This is a genomic window from Kribbella sp. CCNWLW201 (genome assembly GCF_037203805.1).
In the GTDB taxonomy this organism is placed as follows: domain Bacteria; phylum Actinomycetota; class Actinomycetes; order Propionibacteriales; family Kribbellaceae; genus Kribbella.
The window spans coordinates 1-17,748 of the sequence record NZ_JBBCBQ010000010.1 but is presented as its reverse complement, the minus strand read 5'-3'; the positions used below and the strand labels follow the sequence as shown (position 1 = coordinate 17,748).

At 66.8% G+C, this 17,748-nt stretch carries 15 protein-coding genes; 5 read left to right on the top strand and 10 right to left on the bottom strand.

What is annotated here, in order from left to right; translation table 11 throughout:
• Nucleotides 1–81: 81 nt before the first annotated feature.
• Nucleotides 82–348 (bottom strand): hypothetical protein, encoded by a 267-nt coding sequence (locus V9K99_RS32730; RefSeq protein ID WP_337323950.1) that lies wholly within the window; start codon nt 346–348, stop codon nt 82–84.
• 16 nt (nt 349–364) lie between these two features.
• Nucleotides 365–2,044, bottom strand: a complete 1,680-nt coding sequence (locus V9K99_RS32725; RefSeq protein WP_337323951.1) for a sodium:solute symporter family protein — start codon at nt 2,042–2,044, stop codon at nt 365–367.
• A 157-nt stretch (nt 2,045–2,201) separates the two neighbouring features.
• Here V9K99_RS32725 and V9K99_RS32720 point away from each other — a divergent pair, with 157 nt between their 5' ends.
• Both V9K99_RS32720 and V9K99_RS32715 read left to right on the top strand, forming a co-directional pair.
• A complete protein-coding gene (locus tag V9K99_RS32720) occupies nt 2,202–3,317 on the top strand; it encodes a sensor histidine kinase (protein WP_337323969.1) in 1,116 nt (371 codons plus the stop codon).
• Complete coding sequence (locus V9K99_RS32715; protein ID WP_337323952.1) at nt 3,310–3,948, top strand: response regulator transcription factor; 639 nt, start codon at nt 3,310–3,312, stop codon at nt 3,946–3,948. The genes V9K99_RS32720 and V9K99_RS32715 overlap by 8 nt, the downstream gene beginning before the upstream one ends.
• A 57-nt stretch (nt 3,949–4,005) precedes the next feature.
• Here the strand turns inward: V9K99_RS32715 and V9K99_RS32710 are convergent, their stop codons facing one another.
• Entirely contained in the window at nt 4,006–4,905 is a 900-nt protein-coding gene (locus V9K99_RS32710) for an endonuclease/exonuclease/phosphatase family protein (protein WP_443137112.1), read from the bottom strand.
• Between the two features lie 203 nt (nt 4,906–5,108).
• Between V9K99_RS32710 and V9K99_RS32705 the strand changes: the two genes are divergently transcribed.
• The gene (locus V9K99_RS32705; RefSeq protein ID WP_337323954.1) at nt 5,109–5,768 is read left to right on the top strand and encodes a hypothetical protein; all 660 of its coding nucleotides are present in this window, start codon (nt 5,109–5,111) and stop codon (nt 5,766–5,768) included.
• Here V9K99_RS32705 and V9K99_RS32700 read toward each other — a convergent pair.
• The 6 genes from V9K99_RS32700 to V9K99_RS32675 all read right to left on the bottom strand — a co-directional run bounded on the left by V9K99_RS32700 (nt 5,765) and on the right by V9K99_RS32675 (nt 13,739).
• Complete coding sequence (locus V9K99_RS32700) at nt 5,765–6,778, bottom strand: ABC transporter substrate-binding protein (protein WP_337323955.1); 1,014 nt, start codon at nt 6,776–6,778, stop codon at nt 5,765–5,767. The genes V9K99_RS32705 and V9K99_RS32700 overlap by 4 nt on opposite strands.
• Before the next feature lie 26 nt (nt 6,779–6,804).
• Nucleotides 6,805–9,087: a glycoside hydrolase family 95 protein gene (locus tag V9K99_RS32695; protein WP_337323956.1), complete on the bottom strand. Its 2,283-nt coding sequence runs from the start codon at nt 9,085–9,087 to the stop codon at nt 6,805–6,807.
• A gap of 6 nt (nt 9,088–9,093) precedes the next feature.
• Entirely contained in the window at nt 9,094–10,734 is a 1,641-nt protein-coding gene (locus V9K99_RS32690; protein WP_337323957.1) for an ABC transporter substrate-binding protein, read from the bottom strand.
• 41 nt (nt 10,735–10,775) lie between these two features.
• Complete coding sequence (locus V9K99_RS32685) at nt 10,776–11,717, bottom strand: carbohydrate ABC transporter permease (RefSeq protein WP_337323958.1); 942 nt, start codon at nt 11,715–11,717, stop codon at nt 10,776–10,778.
• Nucleotides 11,714–12,709, bottom strand: coding sequence for an ABC transporter permease (locus V9K99_RS32680; protein ID WP_337323959.1), 996 nt, complete (start codon nt 12,707–12,709; stop codon nt 11,714–11,716). Before V9K99_RS32680 ends, V9K99_RS32685 begins: the two co-directional genes overlap by 4 nt.
• 280 nt (nt 12,710–12,989) lie before the next feature.
• The gene (locus tag V9K99_RS32675; protein ID WP_337323960.1) at nt 12,990–13,739 is read right to left on the bottom strand and encodes an SDR family NAD(P)-dependent oxidoreductase; all 750 of its coding nucleotides are present in this window, start codon (nt 13,737–13,739) and stop codon (nt 12,990–12,992) included.
• Between the two features lie 327 nt (nt 13,740–14,066).
• Between V9K99_RS32675 and V9K99_RS32670 the strand changes: the two genes are divergently transcribed.
• Complete coding sequence (locus tag V9K99_RS32670) at nt 14,067–15,335, top strand: MFS transporter (RefSeq protein ID WP_337323961.1); 1,269 nt, start codon at nt 14,067–14,069, stop codon at nt 15,333–15,335.
• A 16-nt stretch (nt 15,336–15,351) separates the two neighbouring features.
• Here the strand turns inward: V9K99_RS32670 and V9K99_RS32665 are convergent, their stop codons facing one another.
• Nucleotides 15,352–16,344 (bottom strand): TerC/Alx family metal homeostasis membrane protein, encoded by a 993-nt coding sequence (locus tag V9K99_RS32665; protein ID WP_337323962.1) that lies wholly within the window; start codon nt 16,342–16,344, stop codon nt 15,352–15,354.
• Between the two features lie 305 nt (nt 16,345–16,649).
• Here V9K99_RS32665 and V9K99_RS32660 point away from each other — a divergent pair, with 305 nt between their 5' ends.
• Nucleotides 16,650–17,621, top strand: coding sequence for a threonine ammonia-lyase (locus V9K99_RS32660; protein WP_337323963.1), 972 nt, complete (start codon nt 16,650–16,652; stop codon nt 17,619–17,621).
• The last annotated feature ends 127 nt before the right edge of the window (nt 17,622–17,748 follow it).

Below are 17,748 nucleotides of genomic sequence, written 5' to 3'. Positions count from 1 at the left end.
GACGGGACCGTTCGGGCCGGCGTCCCACAACGAAAGGACCACCGGCACCACTGGTCCTACAACGACCAGTGCTGCCGTAAGTCACTCCCCCGGCGGCCGCTCCTCGGCCGACGACTGCGCTTCCAGCGGTACGACGATGGGCCGCAGCCAGGCCCACAGCACGAACAAGGCGGCGAACACCAGCATCGCCAGACCACCCCAGAGGTTGATGTTGATCCCGGCCGCCTTGTCCACCTCCTTCGGGTCCGCGATGATGCCGAGGATCGTCAGCACCACGCCGTAGATCGCGATCAGGGTCGCGATCACCACCCGGATGTCGAATGCTCCGGCCTTCTTCTTCTCCGCCATGACTCTTCCTCCCGGATCAGCCGAAGACGATGTTGAGGACGACGGTCATCGCCAGCGAGATGCCGGCCAGCAGCACCGGCTTGCGGTACCAGCCGTGGTCGCCGCGCAGCGTAACCTCGGACCGCTGTTCCTTCGGCGTCAGCGAATAGACCAGGCCGACCAGCTCCTCGTCCCGTTTCGGTACCGTCGCCAGGCTGACGATCACGCTGACCACGATGTCCACCACGAAGGCCGCACCGGCGCCGACGAAGCTGGCGCCCTGACCGGGCAGGTCGATGACGCCGTTCTCGGACAGGATGAACACCAGCACGGCGGTCGTCGTACCGCTGACCAGGCCGACCCAGCCGGCCGTCGCGGTCATCCGCTTCCAAAACATTCCGAGGATGAAGGTGGCGAACAGCGGCGCATTGAAGAACGAGAACAGCTGCTGCAGGTAGTCCATCAGGTTGCTGTAGCCGGACGCGATCGCCGCGGTGCCGATCGCGATCACGGTGCCCACGACGGTGACCCAGCGGCCGGTGCGCAGGTAGAAGTCGTCCGGCCGGTCCTTGATCACGTACCGCTCGATCAGGTCGTAGGACACCACCGTGTTGAACGAGCTGAGGTTGGCCGCCATACCGGCCATGAACGAGGCCAGCAGACCGGTGATGGCCAGGCCGAGCATGCCGTTCGGGAGCAGGTCGCGCATCAGGATCAGCAGCGCGTCGTTGTAGTCCACGTCCCCGCTGCCGGTGGCCTTGAACTGGGCCAGATCGGGCGCGACCACGGCCGCGATCATGCCCGGGATGATGACGATGAACGGGACGAACATCTTCGGGAACGACCCGATGATCGGCGTCCGCCGGGCCGCCGACATGTTCTTCGACGCCATCGCCCGCTGCACCTCGACGAAGTTCGTCGTCCAGTACCCGAAGGACAGCACGAAGCCCAGACCGAAGACGAGCCCGATCACGGACAGGAAGTTGCTGCTGAACCCGCTCAGCGCGTTCCCCGGCCAGGCGCTCATCTGCTCGCCGCCGCCGGGCGAGGCGGTCACCTTGTCGACCAGCCCCTGCCAGCCGCCGACCTTGTGCAGGCCGACGATGGTCAGCGGCAGCAGCGCGGCCACGATCACGAAGAACTGCAGCACCTCGTTGTAGATGGCCGCCGACAGGCCGCCGAGGGTGATGTAGCTGAGCACGATCACCGCGGCGACGATCACCGACACCCAGATCGGCCAGCCGAGCAGCACGTTGACGATGGTGGCCAGCAGGAACAGGTTCACCCCGGCGATCAGCACCTGGGCGACGGCGAAGCTGATCGCGTTCACCAGGTGGGCGGTCCGGCCGAACCGGCGCAGCATGAACTCCGGCACACTGCGTACCTTGGAGCCGTAGTAGAACGGCATCATCACGACGCCGAGGAACAGCATCGCCGGGATGGCGCCGATCCAGAAGTAGTGCACCGTGGGCATGCCGTACTCCGCGCCGTTCGCGGACATGCCCATGATCTCGATCGCGCCCAGGTTCGCCGAGATGAACGCCAGGCCGGTCACCCAGGCCGGCAGCGACCGGCCGGACAGGAAGAAGTCGAGACTGCTGGAGACCGCCCGTTTGGCCAGGTACCCGATGCCGAGCACGAAGGCGAAGTACAAGGCGATGATGAGGTAGTCGATCGCCGTGGCGTCCAGCCTCAGGATGGAGTCTTGCGCAAGCATCGGCCCTCCGAGTCGTCGTGGTGACGGATCGTGGTGTTACCGGTTCGGAACGTTACTCCTGCTCGCCGACACAATCGCGCCGACCCGCGTCTCCACCCAGATCTCCACCCCTGGACGGTCCGCCGCATCCGCCGTCCCTGCGTAGGGTTCCGGTGTGATGCGGTTGACCTTGCACGGGGAGAGCGGCTGGCTCGGCCGCGCGCTGACGTCGTTCGTCGCGATCGCCGTACTCGCCACCGCTCGTCCGGCCGAGGGCTGGGCCTGGTTCGTACTCGGCGGCGGCCTGGCCGTGTTCCTGGCCGGCACCGTCCTGATGACGGTCCGCCCGTACGTCGCCCTGGCCCTGCTCGGGGCCGTCGCGGTGAGCAACGCCGTGATCTCCGGCCTGCCGGACTCGAATGCGCTCGTCCTGGTCCTGGTCGCCATCACCGACATCGCCGTGATGACCTTCCCCCGGTACGGCGTCCTCCGCGGCAACCGGCCGATCGTTGCCGCGGGCATCGGTGTGGCGGCGGCATTCGCGGTGTCCACGTGGTGGTTCGATCGGCCGGACAGCTGGTACTTCAGCCAGCTGCTGTGGACCTCGGTGCTCGTCGCCTTCGGGCTCAACCGGCGCCAGTACGAGGTCCAGGTCCGGCAGACCGAGCAGCTGCTGGAACAGACCCGCAGAGCCCAAAGCGAGCACACCAGAGCGGCGGCGCTCGAGGAACGCGGCCGGATCGCGCGTGATCTGCACGATGTCCTGGCTCACTCACTCGGCGCGCTCAGCGTGCAACTCGAGTTGGCCGAGGCGCTGCTCGACGAACGCGGTGACACCGAGGGTGCTCTGGACCGCATCCGGCGTTCGCGACGGCTCGCCGTACAAGGGCTGAGTGAGGCGCGGAACGCGGTGGCCGCGCTGCGGGCGGACGACGTACCCGAGCTGCCGCAGGCACTCGCGGCACTCGCCGAACAACACGAAGCGGATCACGGCTCGGCGGTTCTGCTGACTGTGGCAGGCCCGGCCGGACGGCTCGACTCGGGCGCGACGGTCGCGTTGCTCAATGCCGCGCGGGAGGCCCTGACGAACGCGGCCCGGCACGCACCTGGTCAGCGCGTCACGGTTGAACTGAGGAACGGTGTACGGCTTACGGTGCGGAACAAGGGAGCGACGGCCGGGGAAGGGTTCGGGCTGGCGGGGATGCGGGAGCGGCTGGCCCTGGTCGGTGGAACGCTGACGGCAGGTCCGGACGGGGACGACTGGCTCGTGGTCGCGGAGGTGCCTGGTGGGTGATGGGATCCGGGTCATCGTTGCGGATGATCAGCAAGTGGTCCGGGAGGGACTGGTCGCGCTGCTCGGCCTGCTGGACGGTATCGAGGTGACCGGTGCGGCCGCGAACGGCGTCGAGGCGGTCGATCTCGTTGCCCGGGGCAACGTTGACGTCGTCCTGATGGATCTCAAGATGCCGATCCTCGACGGCGTCCAGGCGACCGCACGGATCACCGCCGACTTCCCCGGCATCGCCGTACTGGTGCTGACGACGTACGCCGATGACGAGTCGATCGCGACCGCACTGCGGGCCGGGGCGCGGGGCTACCTGACCAAGGACGCCGGCCGGGCCGAGATCGGGGCGGCGCTCCGCTCGACCGCCGCCGGCCAGTCCACCTTCGACCCGGAGGTCTCCCGCCGACTGATCGCCGGGCTCACCCCAGGCCGGGTCAAAGCCACCGACGGGCTGACCGCGCGGGAGACCGAGGTACTGCGCCTGATCGCGCAAGGACTCAGCAACCAGGAGATCGCCGAGCGGCTGTACATCGGCGAGGCGACCGTGAAGACGCACATCAACAACACCTTCGCCAAGATCGGCGCCCGGCACCGCGCCGAAGCCGTCCGCTACGCCTACCGCAACGGCATCGCCGACTGAACCGTTACGTCCGAAGATCCGAGGCCTATAGGCCACACTTCTTCGGACGTAACTCACCTAGATGCGGACCTCGGCGACGACCGGGCGGTGGTCGCTGCCGGTCGACCCCATCACCCAGGCCTTCGTCGGGGTGATGCCGCGGACCATGATGTGGTCGATCCGCGCCATCGGGAACTTGGCCGGCCAGGTGAACCCGAACCCGTAGCCCGCCGCCCCCTGAGCCGACCGCAGTCCGGCGGTCAGCGGGGCCAGGCTGCGGTCGTTCGCCGTACCGTTGAAGTCGCCCATCACGATCACGCCGGCCAGTCGCTCGTCGGCGATCTGCCGGCCGAGGGCTTCGATCGTGTCGTTGCGCTGGCCAGAGGTGAAGCCGCTGGTGCCGACCCGGACGGAGGCGAGGTGGGCGACGTACACCGCCACCTTGCCCTCCGGCGTACTCACCTCGGCACGCAGCGCCCGCGTCCACTTGAAACCGACGTCGACCGATTTGCTCTCGGCCACCGGGTACTTCGACCACAGCGCCACCGTGTCCCGGGCGACCTCGTACGGGTACTCCTTGGCGAACGCGGCCTTGTAGATCTTCATGTCCGCCGCGGTGATCTCCTCGAGCGCCATCACATCGGCGTCGGCAGCGAGCAGGTCCTGCGCGGTCCGCTCCGGATCCGGGTTGGCCGCGTCGACGTTGTGCGACAGGACCCGCAGGTCGTAGGCGCCACCACCCTTGCCCGGGATCAGCAGGTTGCCGAACATCAGGCCCCACACGACCGCGGGCACCAGCAACGCGACTCCGGCGATGGCGGAACGTCGTACCAGGGCCGCTACTGCCAGTACGGGTACGGCGAGGCCGACCCAGGGCAGGAAGGTGTCGAGCAGGCTGCCCAGGTTGCCGAACGAGTTCGGCACCCAGCGGTGGAACAGCAGCGGCAGGGCGGACAGCACCGCGAGGACGGCGATCATCCAGCCGCGACGCCACTTACTGCCCTTGCGGCGTCGCCGGCCTGAGGTGCGCGTCGGCGGCTTCCGGGATGCGACGGCGGTCTGGCGGTCCGGCATGGTGCGATTGTTGCGGACACTGGGGCCGGACCAAAGTCCGTGCCGGGTCAGGGAGAGCTATTTCATCCGTACGAAGGACCGGTTCGGGCCGAAATGAGTACGGTTCGGTGAGGATGCTGGTGCGTACGGCGGATGCACCCGACAATGCCGGTATGCCGCCCGAGCAGACCACCGAGCCGTTCGTGGTGAAGCGGCGCGGTCTCGGGACGACCAAGACCACGCTGCTCTTCGGCACGGTCCTGTTCGGCCTGATGGTCCTGATCACGGTGCTGTGTGCCGTGGTCCAGTTGATGAGGGGCGAGTCGATCCGCGCGCCGCTCGAGGCGATCTGGCTGTCCTGGGGCGGGATGCCGCTGATCTTCGCGGTCGGGCTGCCGATCCTGCTCCTGGTCGGCGCGGTGACGGCGTTCGAAGAGAGCCGCGAGGCCGACGAGGAAGACGTCCTGCTCTCGATCGACGAGACCGGGATCTACCTGGGCGGTGATCAACCGCTGAGGGTCCCGTGGTCGCAGGTGCACGGGATCTGCCGGATCGAGCGGCGCCAGGGCAACGGCGAGGGCGGCGAGTGGTGGGAGCCGTACCTCGTCGTCCTGCTCCACGACGACGACTCCCTCGCCCGCAACTCGAAGTCCTGGGGCCCCTCCCGCCCCTGGCCCGGCACCTTCGAGGTCCTGGGCCGAGAACTCCCGTACGACGACCTGGTCGCAGCCGTCGCCCGCTACGCCCCGCACATCCAGGTCACCGACCGCGGCCGCGTCCCGGACTAGCCCTTGGGGCCGAGGAGTTTCTCCAGGTCCGACAGCACGTCCATCGCGCCGAGCGGGCCGAGGCCGAGGAACCAGACCTCGTCGTCGACGCGGGCGACCTGGCCGTTCTTGACCGCCGGGAGCGCCTTCCAGAGGTTGCCGTTGACAACGGTGTTCTCGGCGGTGGTCTCCGGCTTGCCGTAGCTGGAGTAGAAGATCCAGTCCCCCTCGGCCTTCGAGATGTTCTCCTGCGACACCTCGACCGCGAGGTCCTGGACGTCCTGGATCTTCGGCCGGGGCAGCCCGATGTCCTTCAGGATCACGCCGATGAACGACAGGTTGCCGTACAGCCGGATCTCGGCCGGCCGGAACCGGACCAGCGAGATCGTCGGCGACCCCTGCACCTTCTTCTTCACCTCGTCGGCGCGCTTCTGGTAGTCGTTCAGGATCCCGGTGGCCTTGTCCTCCTCGCCGACCGCGTCCGCGACCAGCAGGAAGTTCTCCTTCCACGGGAACCCGGGCCGGATGCTCATCACCGTCGGCGCGATCGCGCTGAGCTTGTCGTACAGGTCGTTCGCCCGCAGTTTGCTGCCCAGGATCAGGTCCGGCTTCAGCGCGGCGATCGCCTCCAGGTTCAGCTCGCTGATCCCACCGACGGTCTTGATCCCCTGCGCCTTGTCCGCCAGGTACGACGGAACACCCGCCTGACCCGCGGTCGTCGCCATCCCGACCGGCGTGATGCCGAGCGCGAGCACGTCGTCGAGCTCACCGCTGTCCAGGACGACGACGCGCTCTGGCTTCTTCTCCAGCTTGGTCTCACCCAGCGCGTGCTGCACCGTCCGCGGGAACGCCCCCGGCTGCGCGTCCGACCCCAGCTTGGCGGTCTCCTGGTCCGCGGTCTTGAACAGCCGCCCGCCTGTCGCCACCTCAGTGTCCCCCGGCCCGCTGTCGGCGCTCTTGGTGTCACCGCCTCCACACCCCGTCAACACCAGCAACGCAGCCACAACAGCAATCCCAAGGCGGTTCCTCATAGCCCCTGACCCTATAACAGCTTTGGTTAGGCAGCCCTAACCAGGTCGACCTGTTCACCCGCTGACAGCTCGATCGTCACGGTGCCGTCAGGTAGTGCGATCCGGTGCGTGCCGGCGTGGCTGGCCGTGACAGTCGCGGCCGTGAGCTTGCCGTCGCGCCAGGTGACGTCGAAGGACAGGCCGCCCCGGGCCCGGAGGCCGCGGAACGAGCCGTCGGGCCAGTCGGCCGGCAGGGCGGGCAGGAGGCGGATGGTGTCGGTGTGGCTCTGGATGAGGAGCTCGGGGATGCACCCGGTCATGCCGAAGTTGGCGTCGATCTGGAAGATGTCGCCGTCACGGTGCAGCAGGTTGTCCGAGACGAGCCGGCTCAGGTAGTCGCGGATCACCGCGGCCGCCTTCTCCGGCTCGAGCAACCGCGCCCACAACGCGACCAGCCACGCCGCCGTCCAGCCGCCCGGCGAAGCACCAGCCGTCCTGAGGTCGAGCGACGCACGGGCCGCCGCAGCCCATTCCGGCGTACGGGCGGGGTCGATCTCGGCGCCCGGGTAGAGACCGTAGAGGTGGGACTGGTGACGATGGTCGGGCTCGGATGGTTGCCAGTCCGTCGGCCATTCGAGCAGCCTGCCGTCGGCCGCCGTACGGATCTCTGGAAGTCGCTCGCGGGCGACACGAGCTCGGGCGGCCAGGCTGGTCGCGAGACCCAGCGCGCTCTCGGCTTCGGTGAGGTTGCCGAACAGTTCGCGGATCAGCCAGATGTCGTACGTCGTGGTGAGGTCGACCGAGGCCTTGTCTCCGGACGGCAGTACGAAGTGGTGCTCCGGTGCGGTCGACGGGATGAACTGCAACCGGCCGTCGCGGTCCTCGACCAGCATCGACAGGACGAACTCGGCCGCACCGGCGATCAACGGATAGGCGCGGTCGCGGAGGAAGTCCAGATCCTGCTGGAACCGGTAGTGCTCCATCAGATGCGCGGTCAGCCAGACACCGCAGGTCGCGCACATCGACCACACCGGGTCGTCGCCACCCTCGCCCACCGGCCAGGTCGCGCCCCAGATGTCCGAGTTGTGATGGGAGACCCATCCCGGTGCGTCGTACAGGATCCGGGCGGTCTCGGCACCCGACTCGGCCAGACCTTCGAGTAGGTCCGTGAGCGGGTCGAAGCACTCCCCCAGGCCGGTGAGATCGGCGAGCCAGTAGTTCATCTGGGTGTTGATGTTGTTCGTCCAGTCGCTGGCCCACATCGGCCGGCGGTCCTGGTTCCAGATGCCTTGCAGATTGGCCGCCTGCGTCCCAGGGCGGGAGGACGCCATCAACAGGTACCGGCCGAAGTTGAACATCAACGCAACCAGATCCGGATCGTTGCCGCCGGCCGCCACCGCCTTGATCCGCTCGTCGGTCGGCAGATCACTCGGCGTGCCCAGTTGCAGCTCAGCACGCCCGTGGAGCGCGGTGTGGTCGTCCAGATGGCGCTCTCTCACCTTCTCCAGGCTGAGGCTTTCAAGCACATCTGTTGCCTCGCGCAACGCCACGAGCGGATCCCGACCCGGCGGCACCTTCCACCCCGCGAACGTGCTTGCTGCTGCCAGCACCACCGTCAGGCCGTCGGCTCCGCGTACGGCGACACCGGTATCGCTCACGTTGACGGTGCCACCGGCGCTGGAGGCGCGCAGCGCGACCCCGAAGCCGATGCCGCGCCCTTCCTCGTAACGAATCGGGTCCGGACTCTGCCGGTACTCGATCGTCAGATCCGAAGGAGCGTGACCGACGACCCCATAGATGCCGTCGGCAACTTCCACCCGGATCGGATGCTGACTCGTCAGCTCCAGGTCGAGGTCGATCGTGCCCGGCCGGTCGGCGGTGATCGTCCACACCATTACCTGGTCCGGCGCGGAGACGTACGTCTCCCGGCGGAACCGCACGCCGTCGACCGTGTAGTCGACGGCGGCGGTCCCCGTGCGGAGGTCCAGGCTCCGCCGGTAGTCCTGTGGTTCTCCGGACGCATGGATCAGCAGGTCGGCGAGCGGTTGGTACGACTCGACCAGCGGGCCCTGCAAAGCCCGCGTCCGCTCGGTCGCCGCCAGCTGATCACCCTCGTCCAGCAACAACCGCCGTACATCGGCCAGCACTTGCGGACCGTCCGTCACGGTCAACGTGCGCGGACCGTCGCCCGACCAGACGTCGTCGAGGTTGAGCGCGATCCGCTCCTCGTCGATCCGGCCGAACACCTTGGCCCCGAGGTGACCGTTGCCGACCGGCAACGCCTCGAACCAGTCGGGGGCGGCTGTTGTGAACCACAGTTCGTGCGACATGTTGGGTTACTTGCTCCCGGATTTGTACTTGTCGTAGGCCTGCTGCTGGATCTCGAGGTACCTGGTCATCCCGGTGCTGTCCAGACCCTTCACGTAGGCGTCCCACTCGGTGTCGATGTTCTTCGACCCAGTGATGAAGGCCAACTGGTTCTGGTTCACGTAGCTGTTCAGGTTCGTCTGCAGGGTGGCCAGCTCACCACTCAGGCTCGGGTCCGGCCAGACCGAGGTCTGCGGGAACCACTGCGCCTTGTCCTCGTGACCCTCGTACAGCTTGGTCGCCTGGAACAGCCGCCGCTCGAGGCCGGCTCCGGTGTAGATGTCGGCCGGCACGACCTGCGCGTTGCGGTAGGCCAGCGTGTTGTTGTACTGCCCGAGCGCACCCCAGTTGATGTTCTTCGGCGCGTTCTGCTTCGGCTTGTACAGCGGCTTGACCTTGTCGTCGAGCGCGATGTCACCAGGACCCGGCTTGGTCCAGCCGACACCCTCCGGCCCCATGTTGGTGATCATCTGGCCCTCGTCGGTGTAGATGTAGTCCAGCATCTTGATCGCCGCGACCTGGGCCTCCTTGCTGGCCTTGTTGGTCAGCATGAACGTGTAGCCGGTGGACGTCGGGTAGTTCAGGCCGGTGTAGCTCTTGCCCTCCGGACCGGTCAGTGGCGGCACCGCGTCGTACTGCTTGTCCCGGCCGTCCTTCGAGTCGAGCTGGACGAAGATGCCCGGCCACAGCACCGGCACCGATCCGAGTACGACGGCCTTGGGGTTGTTGCCCTGGGCCTGCAGTGCCGCGGCGTTCTGGGTGAACGCGGCCTGGTCGATCAGGCCTTCCTTGTAGAGGGAGTTGATGTACTTCAGGCCCTCCTTCCACTGCGGCGACGTCACCGGCGTGACGACCTTGTCACCGTCGAGCGTGATCAGCGACCGGACGCCGTTGTTCGCGCCGACCGGGTCGTAGGCGAACGCGTTCATCAGGTACGCGATCAGGCTGCTGTCCTGCGGGTCGGTGGTCATCGGGATCTCGTCGGGCTTGCCGTTCCCGTTCGGGTCCTGCGTCTTGAAGGCCTGCAGCACCTTGCGCAGATCCTCGGTCGTCTTCGGCATCTGCAGGCCGAGCTTCTTCAGCCAGGCGCTGTTGATCCACAGCTTGTCCGGATACGTGCAGTGGTAGCAGTCGGCCCACTGCGGAAGGGCGTAGATGTGCCCGTCCGGCGCGGTCGCCATCTCCTTGTACGTCTTGTTGGAGTCGAGCGCCTTCTGGATGTTCGGCGCGTTCTCCTTGATCAGGTTCTCCAGCGGCAGCGCGATGCCCTGCTGGCCCAGCTTCAGGACTTCGGCCTGGGTGAAGGCGTCGACCCACGGGATCAGGAAGAACAGATCCGGGTAGTCGCCGCTGGCCAGCGAGATCTGCCGCTTCTCCTTGGCCGGCCCGCCGTCGTACGTCGTGGTCTGCCAGCGGAACTGGATCTTGAACTTGTCGCTCATGATCTTGGTGACCTGGTTGGTGTCCAGGTTGGAGTTCTGGTCGGCCGGGGTGAAGGCATCGATGACGACCTTGCCGTCGGCCGTCGTCTCGTTCGCCGCCCCCTGCGCCGATTTGTCCGAGCTGCACGCCGCGAGGGCGAGCGTGCCGGCCACTGCCAACGCGGCCATCTTGCTCATTGTTGAGCGCATTTCCCTTGTTCCTTTCGGAGTTAACCCTTGACCGCGCCGACCATCACGCCCTTGGTGAAGTGGCGGGCGACGAACGGGTAGATGATCAGTACGGGCAGGCTCGAGATGACGATGAGCGCGTACTTGAGGACATTGGCCAGCTGTTGCTGTTCGAGCTGCTGGGCCAGGTTCTGGGTGGTGGAGCCACCGGTGACGGTGTTCAGGATCAGTACGTTGCGCAGCACGATCTGCAACGGGTAGAGGCCGGGGTCCTTGAGGTAGACCAGCGCGTCGAAGTAGCTGTTCCACTGGAAGATCGCGTACATCAGCGCGATCACCGCGATCACCGGTTTCGACAACGGCAACACGATCGACCAGAGGAAGCGCAGGTCGCTCGCGCCGTCAATGGTGGCTGCCTCGTACAGCTCGTCCGGGATGGTCGAGCGGAAGAACGTCCGCGCGATGATCACCTGCCAGACCCCGATCGCGCTCGGGATCACCATCGCCCACCGGGTGTTCAGCATGCCCAGGTCCTGCACCACCAGGTACGTCGGGATCAGGCCGCCGGAGAACAACATGGTGAAGATCAGCACGCTCATGATCACGTTCTGGCCGTAGAAGGTACGGCGCGACAGCGGATAGGCGATCGCGATCGTCAGCGTGACGCTGATCAGCGTGCCGCCGATCGCGTAGATGAACGAGTTCAGGTAGCCCTGCATGATCTGCGGGTCGCCGAACGCCACCTTGTACGCCTGCAGGCTCGGCTCGACCGGCCACAGCAGCACCCGGCCGGCGCTCACCGCGGACGCGCTGCTGAACGAGTTCGCGACGATGTAGATCAGCGGCACCGCGACCAGGATCAGCGCGATCCAGAGCATGATCCGCACGCCGAGCAGGAAGATCTTGTCGGTCGGCGTCTCCGCGATCACGGTCGACTCGGGGCGTTCCGTCGTACGCCGGAAGGCTTGTAAAGAGAGGCTCATGACCAGAGTCCGTTTCCGGTGATGCGCTTGGCGGCGAAGTTCACGCCGAGCAGCAGGAAGAGGTTGATCACCGAGTTGAACAGCCCGATCGCCGTCGCCATGCTGAAGTCGGCGTTCAGCAGACCGGTCTTGTAGACGTAGGTGGCGATGATCTCGGACTGGGCCAGGTTCAGCGGGTTCTGCAGCAGGAACGCCTTCTCGAACCCGATCGACATGATGTTGCCGACACCCAGCACCAGGATGATCACCGCGGTCGGCATGATGCCGGGCAGGTCGACATGCCAGATCCGCTTGAGCCGGGTGGCGCCGTCGATCTTGGCCGACTCGTGCAGCGCCGGGTCGATCCCGGCCAGCGCGGCCAGGTAGATGACAGCCGAGTATCCCGTGGTCTGCCAGACGTCGGACCAGACGTAGATGTGCCGGAAGTAGTCCGGGTTGCCGAGGAAGTCGACCGCCGGTACGCCGAACAGCCCGATCGCGTCGTTGACGAACCCGAGCCGCGGCGACAGCACCAGGATCGTCATCGAGACGACCACCACGGTGGAGATGAAGTACGGCGCGTAGGTGACCAGCTGGACGACCTTCTTGAACCGGCCGTTGCGGATCTCGTTCAGCGCGATGGCCAGGATGATCGGGATCGGGAAGCTGGCCAGCACCGTGTAAGCGGCCAGGATGAAGGTGTTCTTCACCAGCGTCCAGAACACCGGGTTGGCGAAGAACAACTCGAAGTTGCGGAACCCGACCCACTCGCTGCCCCACGGACCCTTGACCGGGCTGTAGTTCTTGAACGCGATGACCGCGTTCGCGATCGGGATGTACTTGAAAATGACGAAGTAGCCGAGCGGTACGACGACCAGCAGGTACAGCTGCCAGTGCCGCCGCAGGCTCCGGCGTGCCGCGGTCCGGCGACTCGGGCGTGGTGTCCGGGTGGGTTTCACCGCCTCCCGGCGTACCGGTGCCGGCGGCGCGGCCGGTTTCAGGGTTGCGCTCACTCCGGAGGTTCCTTCCTGGACAAGGTCAGATCAGATATCCGATAGGATGTGTGGCCGGTTTTCCGGGAGGAAGGCACAGCGAAGAAGCCTGGTTCGGAGTCGTTCTGAGCCGACGACCCAGTCCTAGGCGGGTTTATTTCCTCCGTGAACTATGTCCGCAGTCAACCCGCCCACAGCCAGTGCTGTCAAGACCCGACGCTGCTGAGCTGGCCAGCATGGCTCTGTACGAAAGCCTCGGCTACCGCGTCGCCGAGCGGCAGCCGAGGTATCGCAAACCGTTCTAGTCCGCGACCGCGCCGCACGACAGGTTGAGTACGGCGGCTGTCATCGGGCCGGCGTGGTCCGATGCGGCGAAGGCTGCGGTGTGGGCGACCTCGGCGACCCTGGGCAACCGGCGGAGCGCGGTGCCCTTGATCAGGTGGTCCAGACCGCCTTCCTCGATCTCCCACTCCGGGTGAGTGTCGGGGGTGAAGTTGGGGCGCAGGGCGACCACGCGGACGCCGTACTGACCGACCTCACCGGCGAGGGCCCGGGTGAGCGTCTCGATGGACGCGCAGGCCAGGCTGAAACCGCCCATCTCGAACTCGGCCCCGGACTCGCGGGACGCTGACGACGACAGCATCATGATCACGCCGCCGCGCTGCTCGATCATCCGGCGCGCCACGCTGGTCGAGGTGATGAAGTTGGTCCGTGCGGCGTCCTCGACCGGCCGGACGAAGTCGTCCACCGACAGGTCGACGAGCGGGACGTTCTGCTTCACCCGCACGCTCACCGCGTTGAAAACAACGTCGATCCGGCCTTCGATCGACGCGACATGTTCGCTCACCGCATCGGCGTCGTACGCGTCGACGACGGCCACGGAGGCCTTGCCGCCGGACTCGGTGATGTCGGCGGCGACCTTCTCGAGCTTGGCCGGAGTCCGGCCGGCCAGGTGGACAGTGGCACCCTCGGCGGCGAATGCCCGGGCGATCGCGCCGCCCATCGCGCCCCCGCCGCCGTACACGATCGCGGTCTTGTTCTCGAGCAGCATGGTGGAGATCCTCTCGTCGGTCCTGCTGTCTACAGGGGCGACGGAGCCGCTCGGCGATTCTCTACATCCGGGCACATAAAACCTGACCCGACCATCACGGGGGAACGGCCGGGCCAGGCACTTTCGATGGTACCTCCGATGACCGCTCGTGGCCGCGAAAATCGGAGGCGGACTCGCCGGATCCTCCCCTACTCTTTCGCCATGCGTAGCCAGTTCTAGAAAGCGCACCTCCGCCGGGTCGGCCGGCCGTCGTGCGTCACGTCAAGCGTTTGACCTAGTCAGGTCACGCTTCGTCATGCCCGCATGCGCTTTCGGGAGCTACCCACGATGTTTCGTCCTGCCTTCCGTTCGGCCGATCCGGTCCGGACCTACTACGCCTACAACGGCGCCTGGGCCTTCCTCGGCGCGCTGACGTTCACGCTCAGCATGGTGTACTACGTCCGCGACGCCGGCCTGAACCCACTCCAGATGGTCCTGGTCGGGACCACCCTCGAGCTCGCCTGTTTCCTGTTCGAGGTGCCGACCGGCATCGTCGCCGATCTCTACAGCCGCCGGTTGTCCGTCATCATCGGCCTGGCCCTGATCGGGGCCGGCTTCCTGCTGCAGGGCCTGGTGCCCGAGTTCCTCGCGATCCTCGCCGCCCAGGTGCTCTGGGGCGTCGGCTACACCTTCACCTCCGGCGCCGACCAGGCCTGGATCACCGACGAGGTCGGCACCGAACGGGTCGGCAAGGTTTTCATCCGCACCCAGCAGATCAGCATGGTCACGAAGATCGCCGGCACCATCACCGCCGGTGCGCTCGGCCTGATCAGCCTGCCGTTGCCGCTGGTCGTGTCGGGCGCGGGGATGATCCTGCTGGCGCTGGTGCTGGCGGCATTCATGCGCGAGGACAACTTTCACCGGACGCCGCGGGCCGAGCGGGAGACGTTCCGGCAGCTGGCCGAGACGTTCAAGCACGGTCTCGCGGTCGCTCGGCGGCGTCCCGTCGTACGCACGCTGGTGCTGATCAGCCTGATCTCCGGGCTGTCCAGTGAGGCGTTCGACCGGTTGTGGTCGGTGAAGATCCTCGAGTTCGACTTCCCGACGGCCTTCGGTACGTCGGACCCGGCGTTCTGGTTCACCGTCCTTGCCCTGGTCGGCACGCTGCTGTCGCTGATCACCTCGGTCACGCTGAACAAGCTCTCGCCAGAGCGACTCAGCGCCACCCATCCGAACGGCATACTCGCGCTGCTCGCTCTCCTGCAGGTCGCCGGCGTGATCACCTTCGCCCTGCTGGATCACCTCTGGCTGGCGCTGGCCGCGATGTGGTTGGGGACGATCGCCGGCACGCTCGCCTGGCCGATCGAGACCGCCTGGCTGAACCGGCACGTCGACTCTCGATCCCGCGCGACGGTGATCTCGATGGTGTCGCAGGCCAACGCGATCGGCCAGGTCGTCGGCGGCCCGCCGCTCGGCGCCGTCGGCCGCTCGTCCCTGCGCACCGCCCTCCTCGCCTCGGGCCTGCTCCTCACCCCGATCCCCCTCCTCTACCTCCGCCTCCGCCCGACGCCGGACAGCGCGCTTTCCGGAAGGAAATCGTCACTGAGCGGCGATTAGTTTCCGGAAGCCGGCCTCACTCGTCGATCTTGATCCGGACCTCGACGCGGCGGCGGTCGTACGACGACTTGATCAGGCTGGCGACCGTCGTCACGAAGAGGGTGCCGGCGATGAACCCGAGGGAGGTGAGGATGCCGATGTGCGGCAGGTGGATCGAGCCGATGTCGTCGATGTGCGAACCGTGCAGTGCCTCGATGATCAGCTTCACGCCGATGAAGGCGAGGATCACCGACAGGCCGACGTTCAGGTAGATGACCCGCTCCAGCAGTCCGCCGATCAGGAAGTACAGCTGGCGCAGGCCCATCAGCGCGAACGCGTTGGCGGTCAGCACGATGTAGGCGTCCTGGGTGAGCCCGAAGATCGCCGGGATCGAGTCGAGCGCGAAGATCACGTTCGCCATCCCGATCGCGGCGATCACGATCACCAGCGGCGTCACCAGCTTCCGGCCGTCGACACGAGTCGTCAGCTTGGCACCGTCGTACTCATGTGACAGCGGGAGGATCCGGCGCATCCCCCGCAGTACGGCGTTCTCCTGGAAGTCTGTCTCGTTGTTGTCGCCCTCGAGCGCCAACCGGACCGCGGTGTAGACCAGGAACGCGCCGAAGAGGTAGAACACCCAACTCGCGGCCGCGATCGCCGCAGCGCCGGCCAGGATGAACACCGCCCGCAACACCATCGACACCACGATGCCGACGTACAGCACCTTGTCCTGCGCCAGACTCGGTACGGCGAACCTCGCCATGATGATCACGAACACAAACAGGTTGTCGACACTCAGGCTGTACTCGGTGATGTACCCGGCCACGAACTCGCCGCCGGTCGTCCCCGACTCCGGGGCGAACAGGAACAACCCGACCGCGAACAAGCCGGCCAGCCCGACGTAGAACAACACCCATCGGGTCGCGTCCTTGATCGTCACGCTGTGATCGCGCCGGGCGATCACCACCAGGTCGAAGGCGACGATCGCCAGCAACCCGACGATGGTGAGGACCCAGACGGCAGCGGGCATGACAGAGACCATGACGAACCTCCGGACGACGGCGTAGAGCTTGGTCCGGAGGTCTCTTCCGCCCGGGTGGTCCGGGCCGGCAGCACCGGTTCGGCCGCCCAGGCCTCCCGTGATGACGACACTGCCGCGTTCGGGCACGGATCACCGCCGCCCGAGAGGAATACTCCCCTCCACAAACACCCCCGAGTGTATCCGGCACCAATACAAATCACCGTGCGCCGGGTCACAGCCAGTGTGTTCCGACCGATCGTATACCGCATACAGACTCCACCGCTAGGGGCGCAGCCGTGGCAGAGTGCTGTGTCGTGCCGCAGACTCGCCTCGACACTGCCCGGATCCGGGCGGCTCGCCGGGTCATCGACCCGGTTTTTCTCGACACTCCGCTGTACCGCTGCGAGGCGCTGGAGCCCGACCTCGGCTGCACGGTGAGCATCAAGCTCGAAACGGCGAACCCGGTCCGCAGCTTCAAGGGACGCGGCACCGAGCTCGTCGCGACCCAACTCGCCTCGCGAGCCGTGGTCTGTGCCAGTGCGGGCAACCTCGGCCAAGCCCTCGCTTGGTCCGGCCGCAGACGTGGGCTCGACGTCACCGTCGTGGCATCCCGCTTTGCGACGGTAGCCAAGCTCGATCGCATCCGCGCACTGGGCGCCAGGCTGGAGCTGGTGGACGGCGACCACGAGCTGGCGCGTGAGCGGGCGGCGGCCATCGCGCAGTACGACGGCATCCGGCTGCTCGAAGACAGCCTGGACCTCGAGACCTGCGAGGGCGCGGCGACCATCGGCCTGGAACTGGTGGACGCCGCGCCGGCGTTCGACACCGTCCTCATCGCTCTCGGCGGCGGGGCACTGGCCACCGGTGTGGGTCATGTGGTGAAGGACTTGGCACCCGACGTCGAAGTGATCTGCGTCCAGCCGCTGGGCGCGCCGGCGCTCACGCACTCGTGGCACCAACGACGTGTCGTCACCACCGACTCGACCAACACCATCGCCGACGGCGTCGCCGGCCGCTACCCCATCCCAGCCGTCCTGGACGACCTCCTCCTGGTCGCCGACGACGCCGTACTGGTCGAGGAGGCGTCGATCATCACCGGCATGCGACTGCTCCTCGACCACGCCGGCCTAGTCGTCGAACCCTCGGCCGCACTCGGCATCGCAGCAATCCTCGAAAACCGCCCCCGCTTCGCCGACCGCCACGTAGTCACCATCATCTGCGGCAACAACGTAGACCTACCCAACTATCACCGCTGGGTCGGCTCAACTCCCACCCACAAGCCTTGACACTCACCTCCTCCACCACCGCCGCAAGGCGGCTGCATTTCAGGGGATAACCGGCTCTCCTGCTTGATGTGTGGGTGATCTGTCCGCACCGGGCGCGGGCTGGCGCCACCAGTCCGCGGGAAGGCCA

What these genes read in the sequence shown, in the direction of transcription:
- V9K99_RS32730 (WP_337323950.1), bottom strand. Translation starts at nt 348, where the DNA reads ATGGCGGAGAAGAAGAAGGCCGGAGCATTCGACATCCGGGTGGTGATC.
- V9K99_RS32725 (WP_337323951.1), bottom strand. Translation starts at nt 2,044, where the DNA reads ATGCTTGCGCAAGACTCCATCCTGAGGCTGGACGCCACGGCGATCGAC.
- V9K99_RS32720 (WP_337323969.1), top strand. Translation starts at nt 2,202, where the DNA reads ATGCGGTTGACCTTGCACGGGGAGAGCGGCTGGCTCGGCCGCGCGCTG.
- V9K99_RS32710 (WP_443137112.1), bottom strand. Translation starts at nt 4,905, where the DNA reads ATGATCGCCGTCCTCGCGGTGCTGTCCGCCCTGCCGCTGCTGTTCCAC.
- V9K99_RS32700 (WP_337323955.1), bottom strand. Translation starts at nt 6,778, where the DNA reads ATGAGGAACCGCCTTGGGATTGCTGTTGTGGCTGCGTTGCTGGTGTTG.
- V9K99_RS32695 (WP_337323956.1), bottom strand. Translation starts at nt 9,087, where the DNA reads ATGTCGCACGAACTGTGGTTCACAACAGCCGCCCCCGACTGGTTCGAG.
- V9K99_RS32690 (WP_337323957.1), bottom strand. Translation starts at nt 10,734, where the DNA reads ATGGCCGCGTTGGCAGTGGCCGGCACGCTCGCCCTCGCGGCGTGCAGC.
- V9K99_RS32685 (WP_337323958.1), bottom strand. Translation starts at nt 11,717, where the DNA reads ATGAGCCTCTCTTTACAAGCCTTCCGGCGTACGACGGAACGCCCCGAG.
- V9K99_RS32675 (WP_337323960.1), bottom strand. Translation starts at nt 13,739, where the DNA reads ATGCTGCTCGAGAACAAGACCGCGATCGTGTACGGCGGCGGGGGCGCG.
- V9K99_RS32670 (WP_337323961.1), top strand. Translation starts at nt 14,067, where the DNA reads ATGTTTCGTCCTGCCTTCCGTTCGGCCGATCCGGTCCGGACCTACTAC.
- V9K99_RS32665 (WP_337323962.1), bottom strand. Translation starts at nt 16,344, where the DNA reads ATGCCCGCTGCCGTCTGGGTCCTCACCATCGTCGGGTTGCTGGCGATC.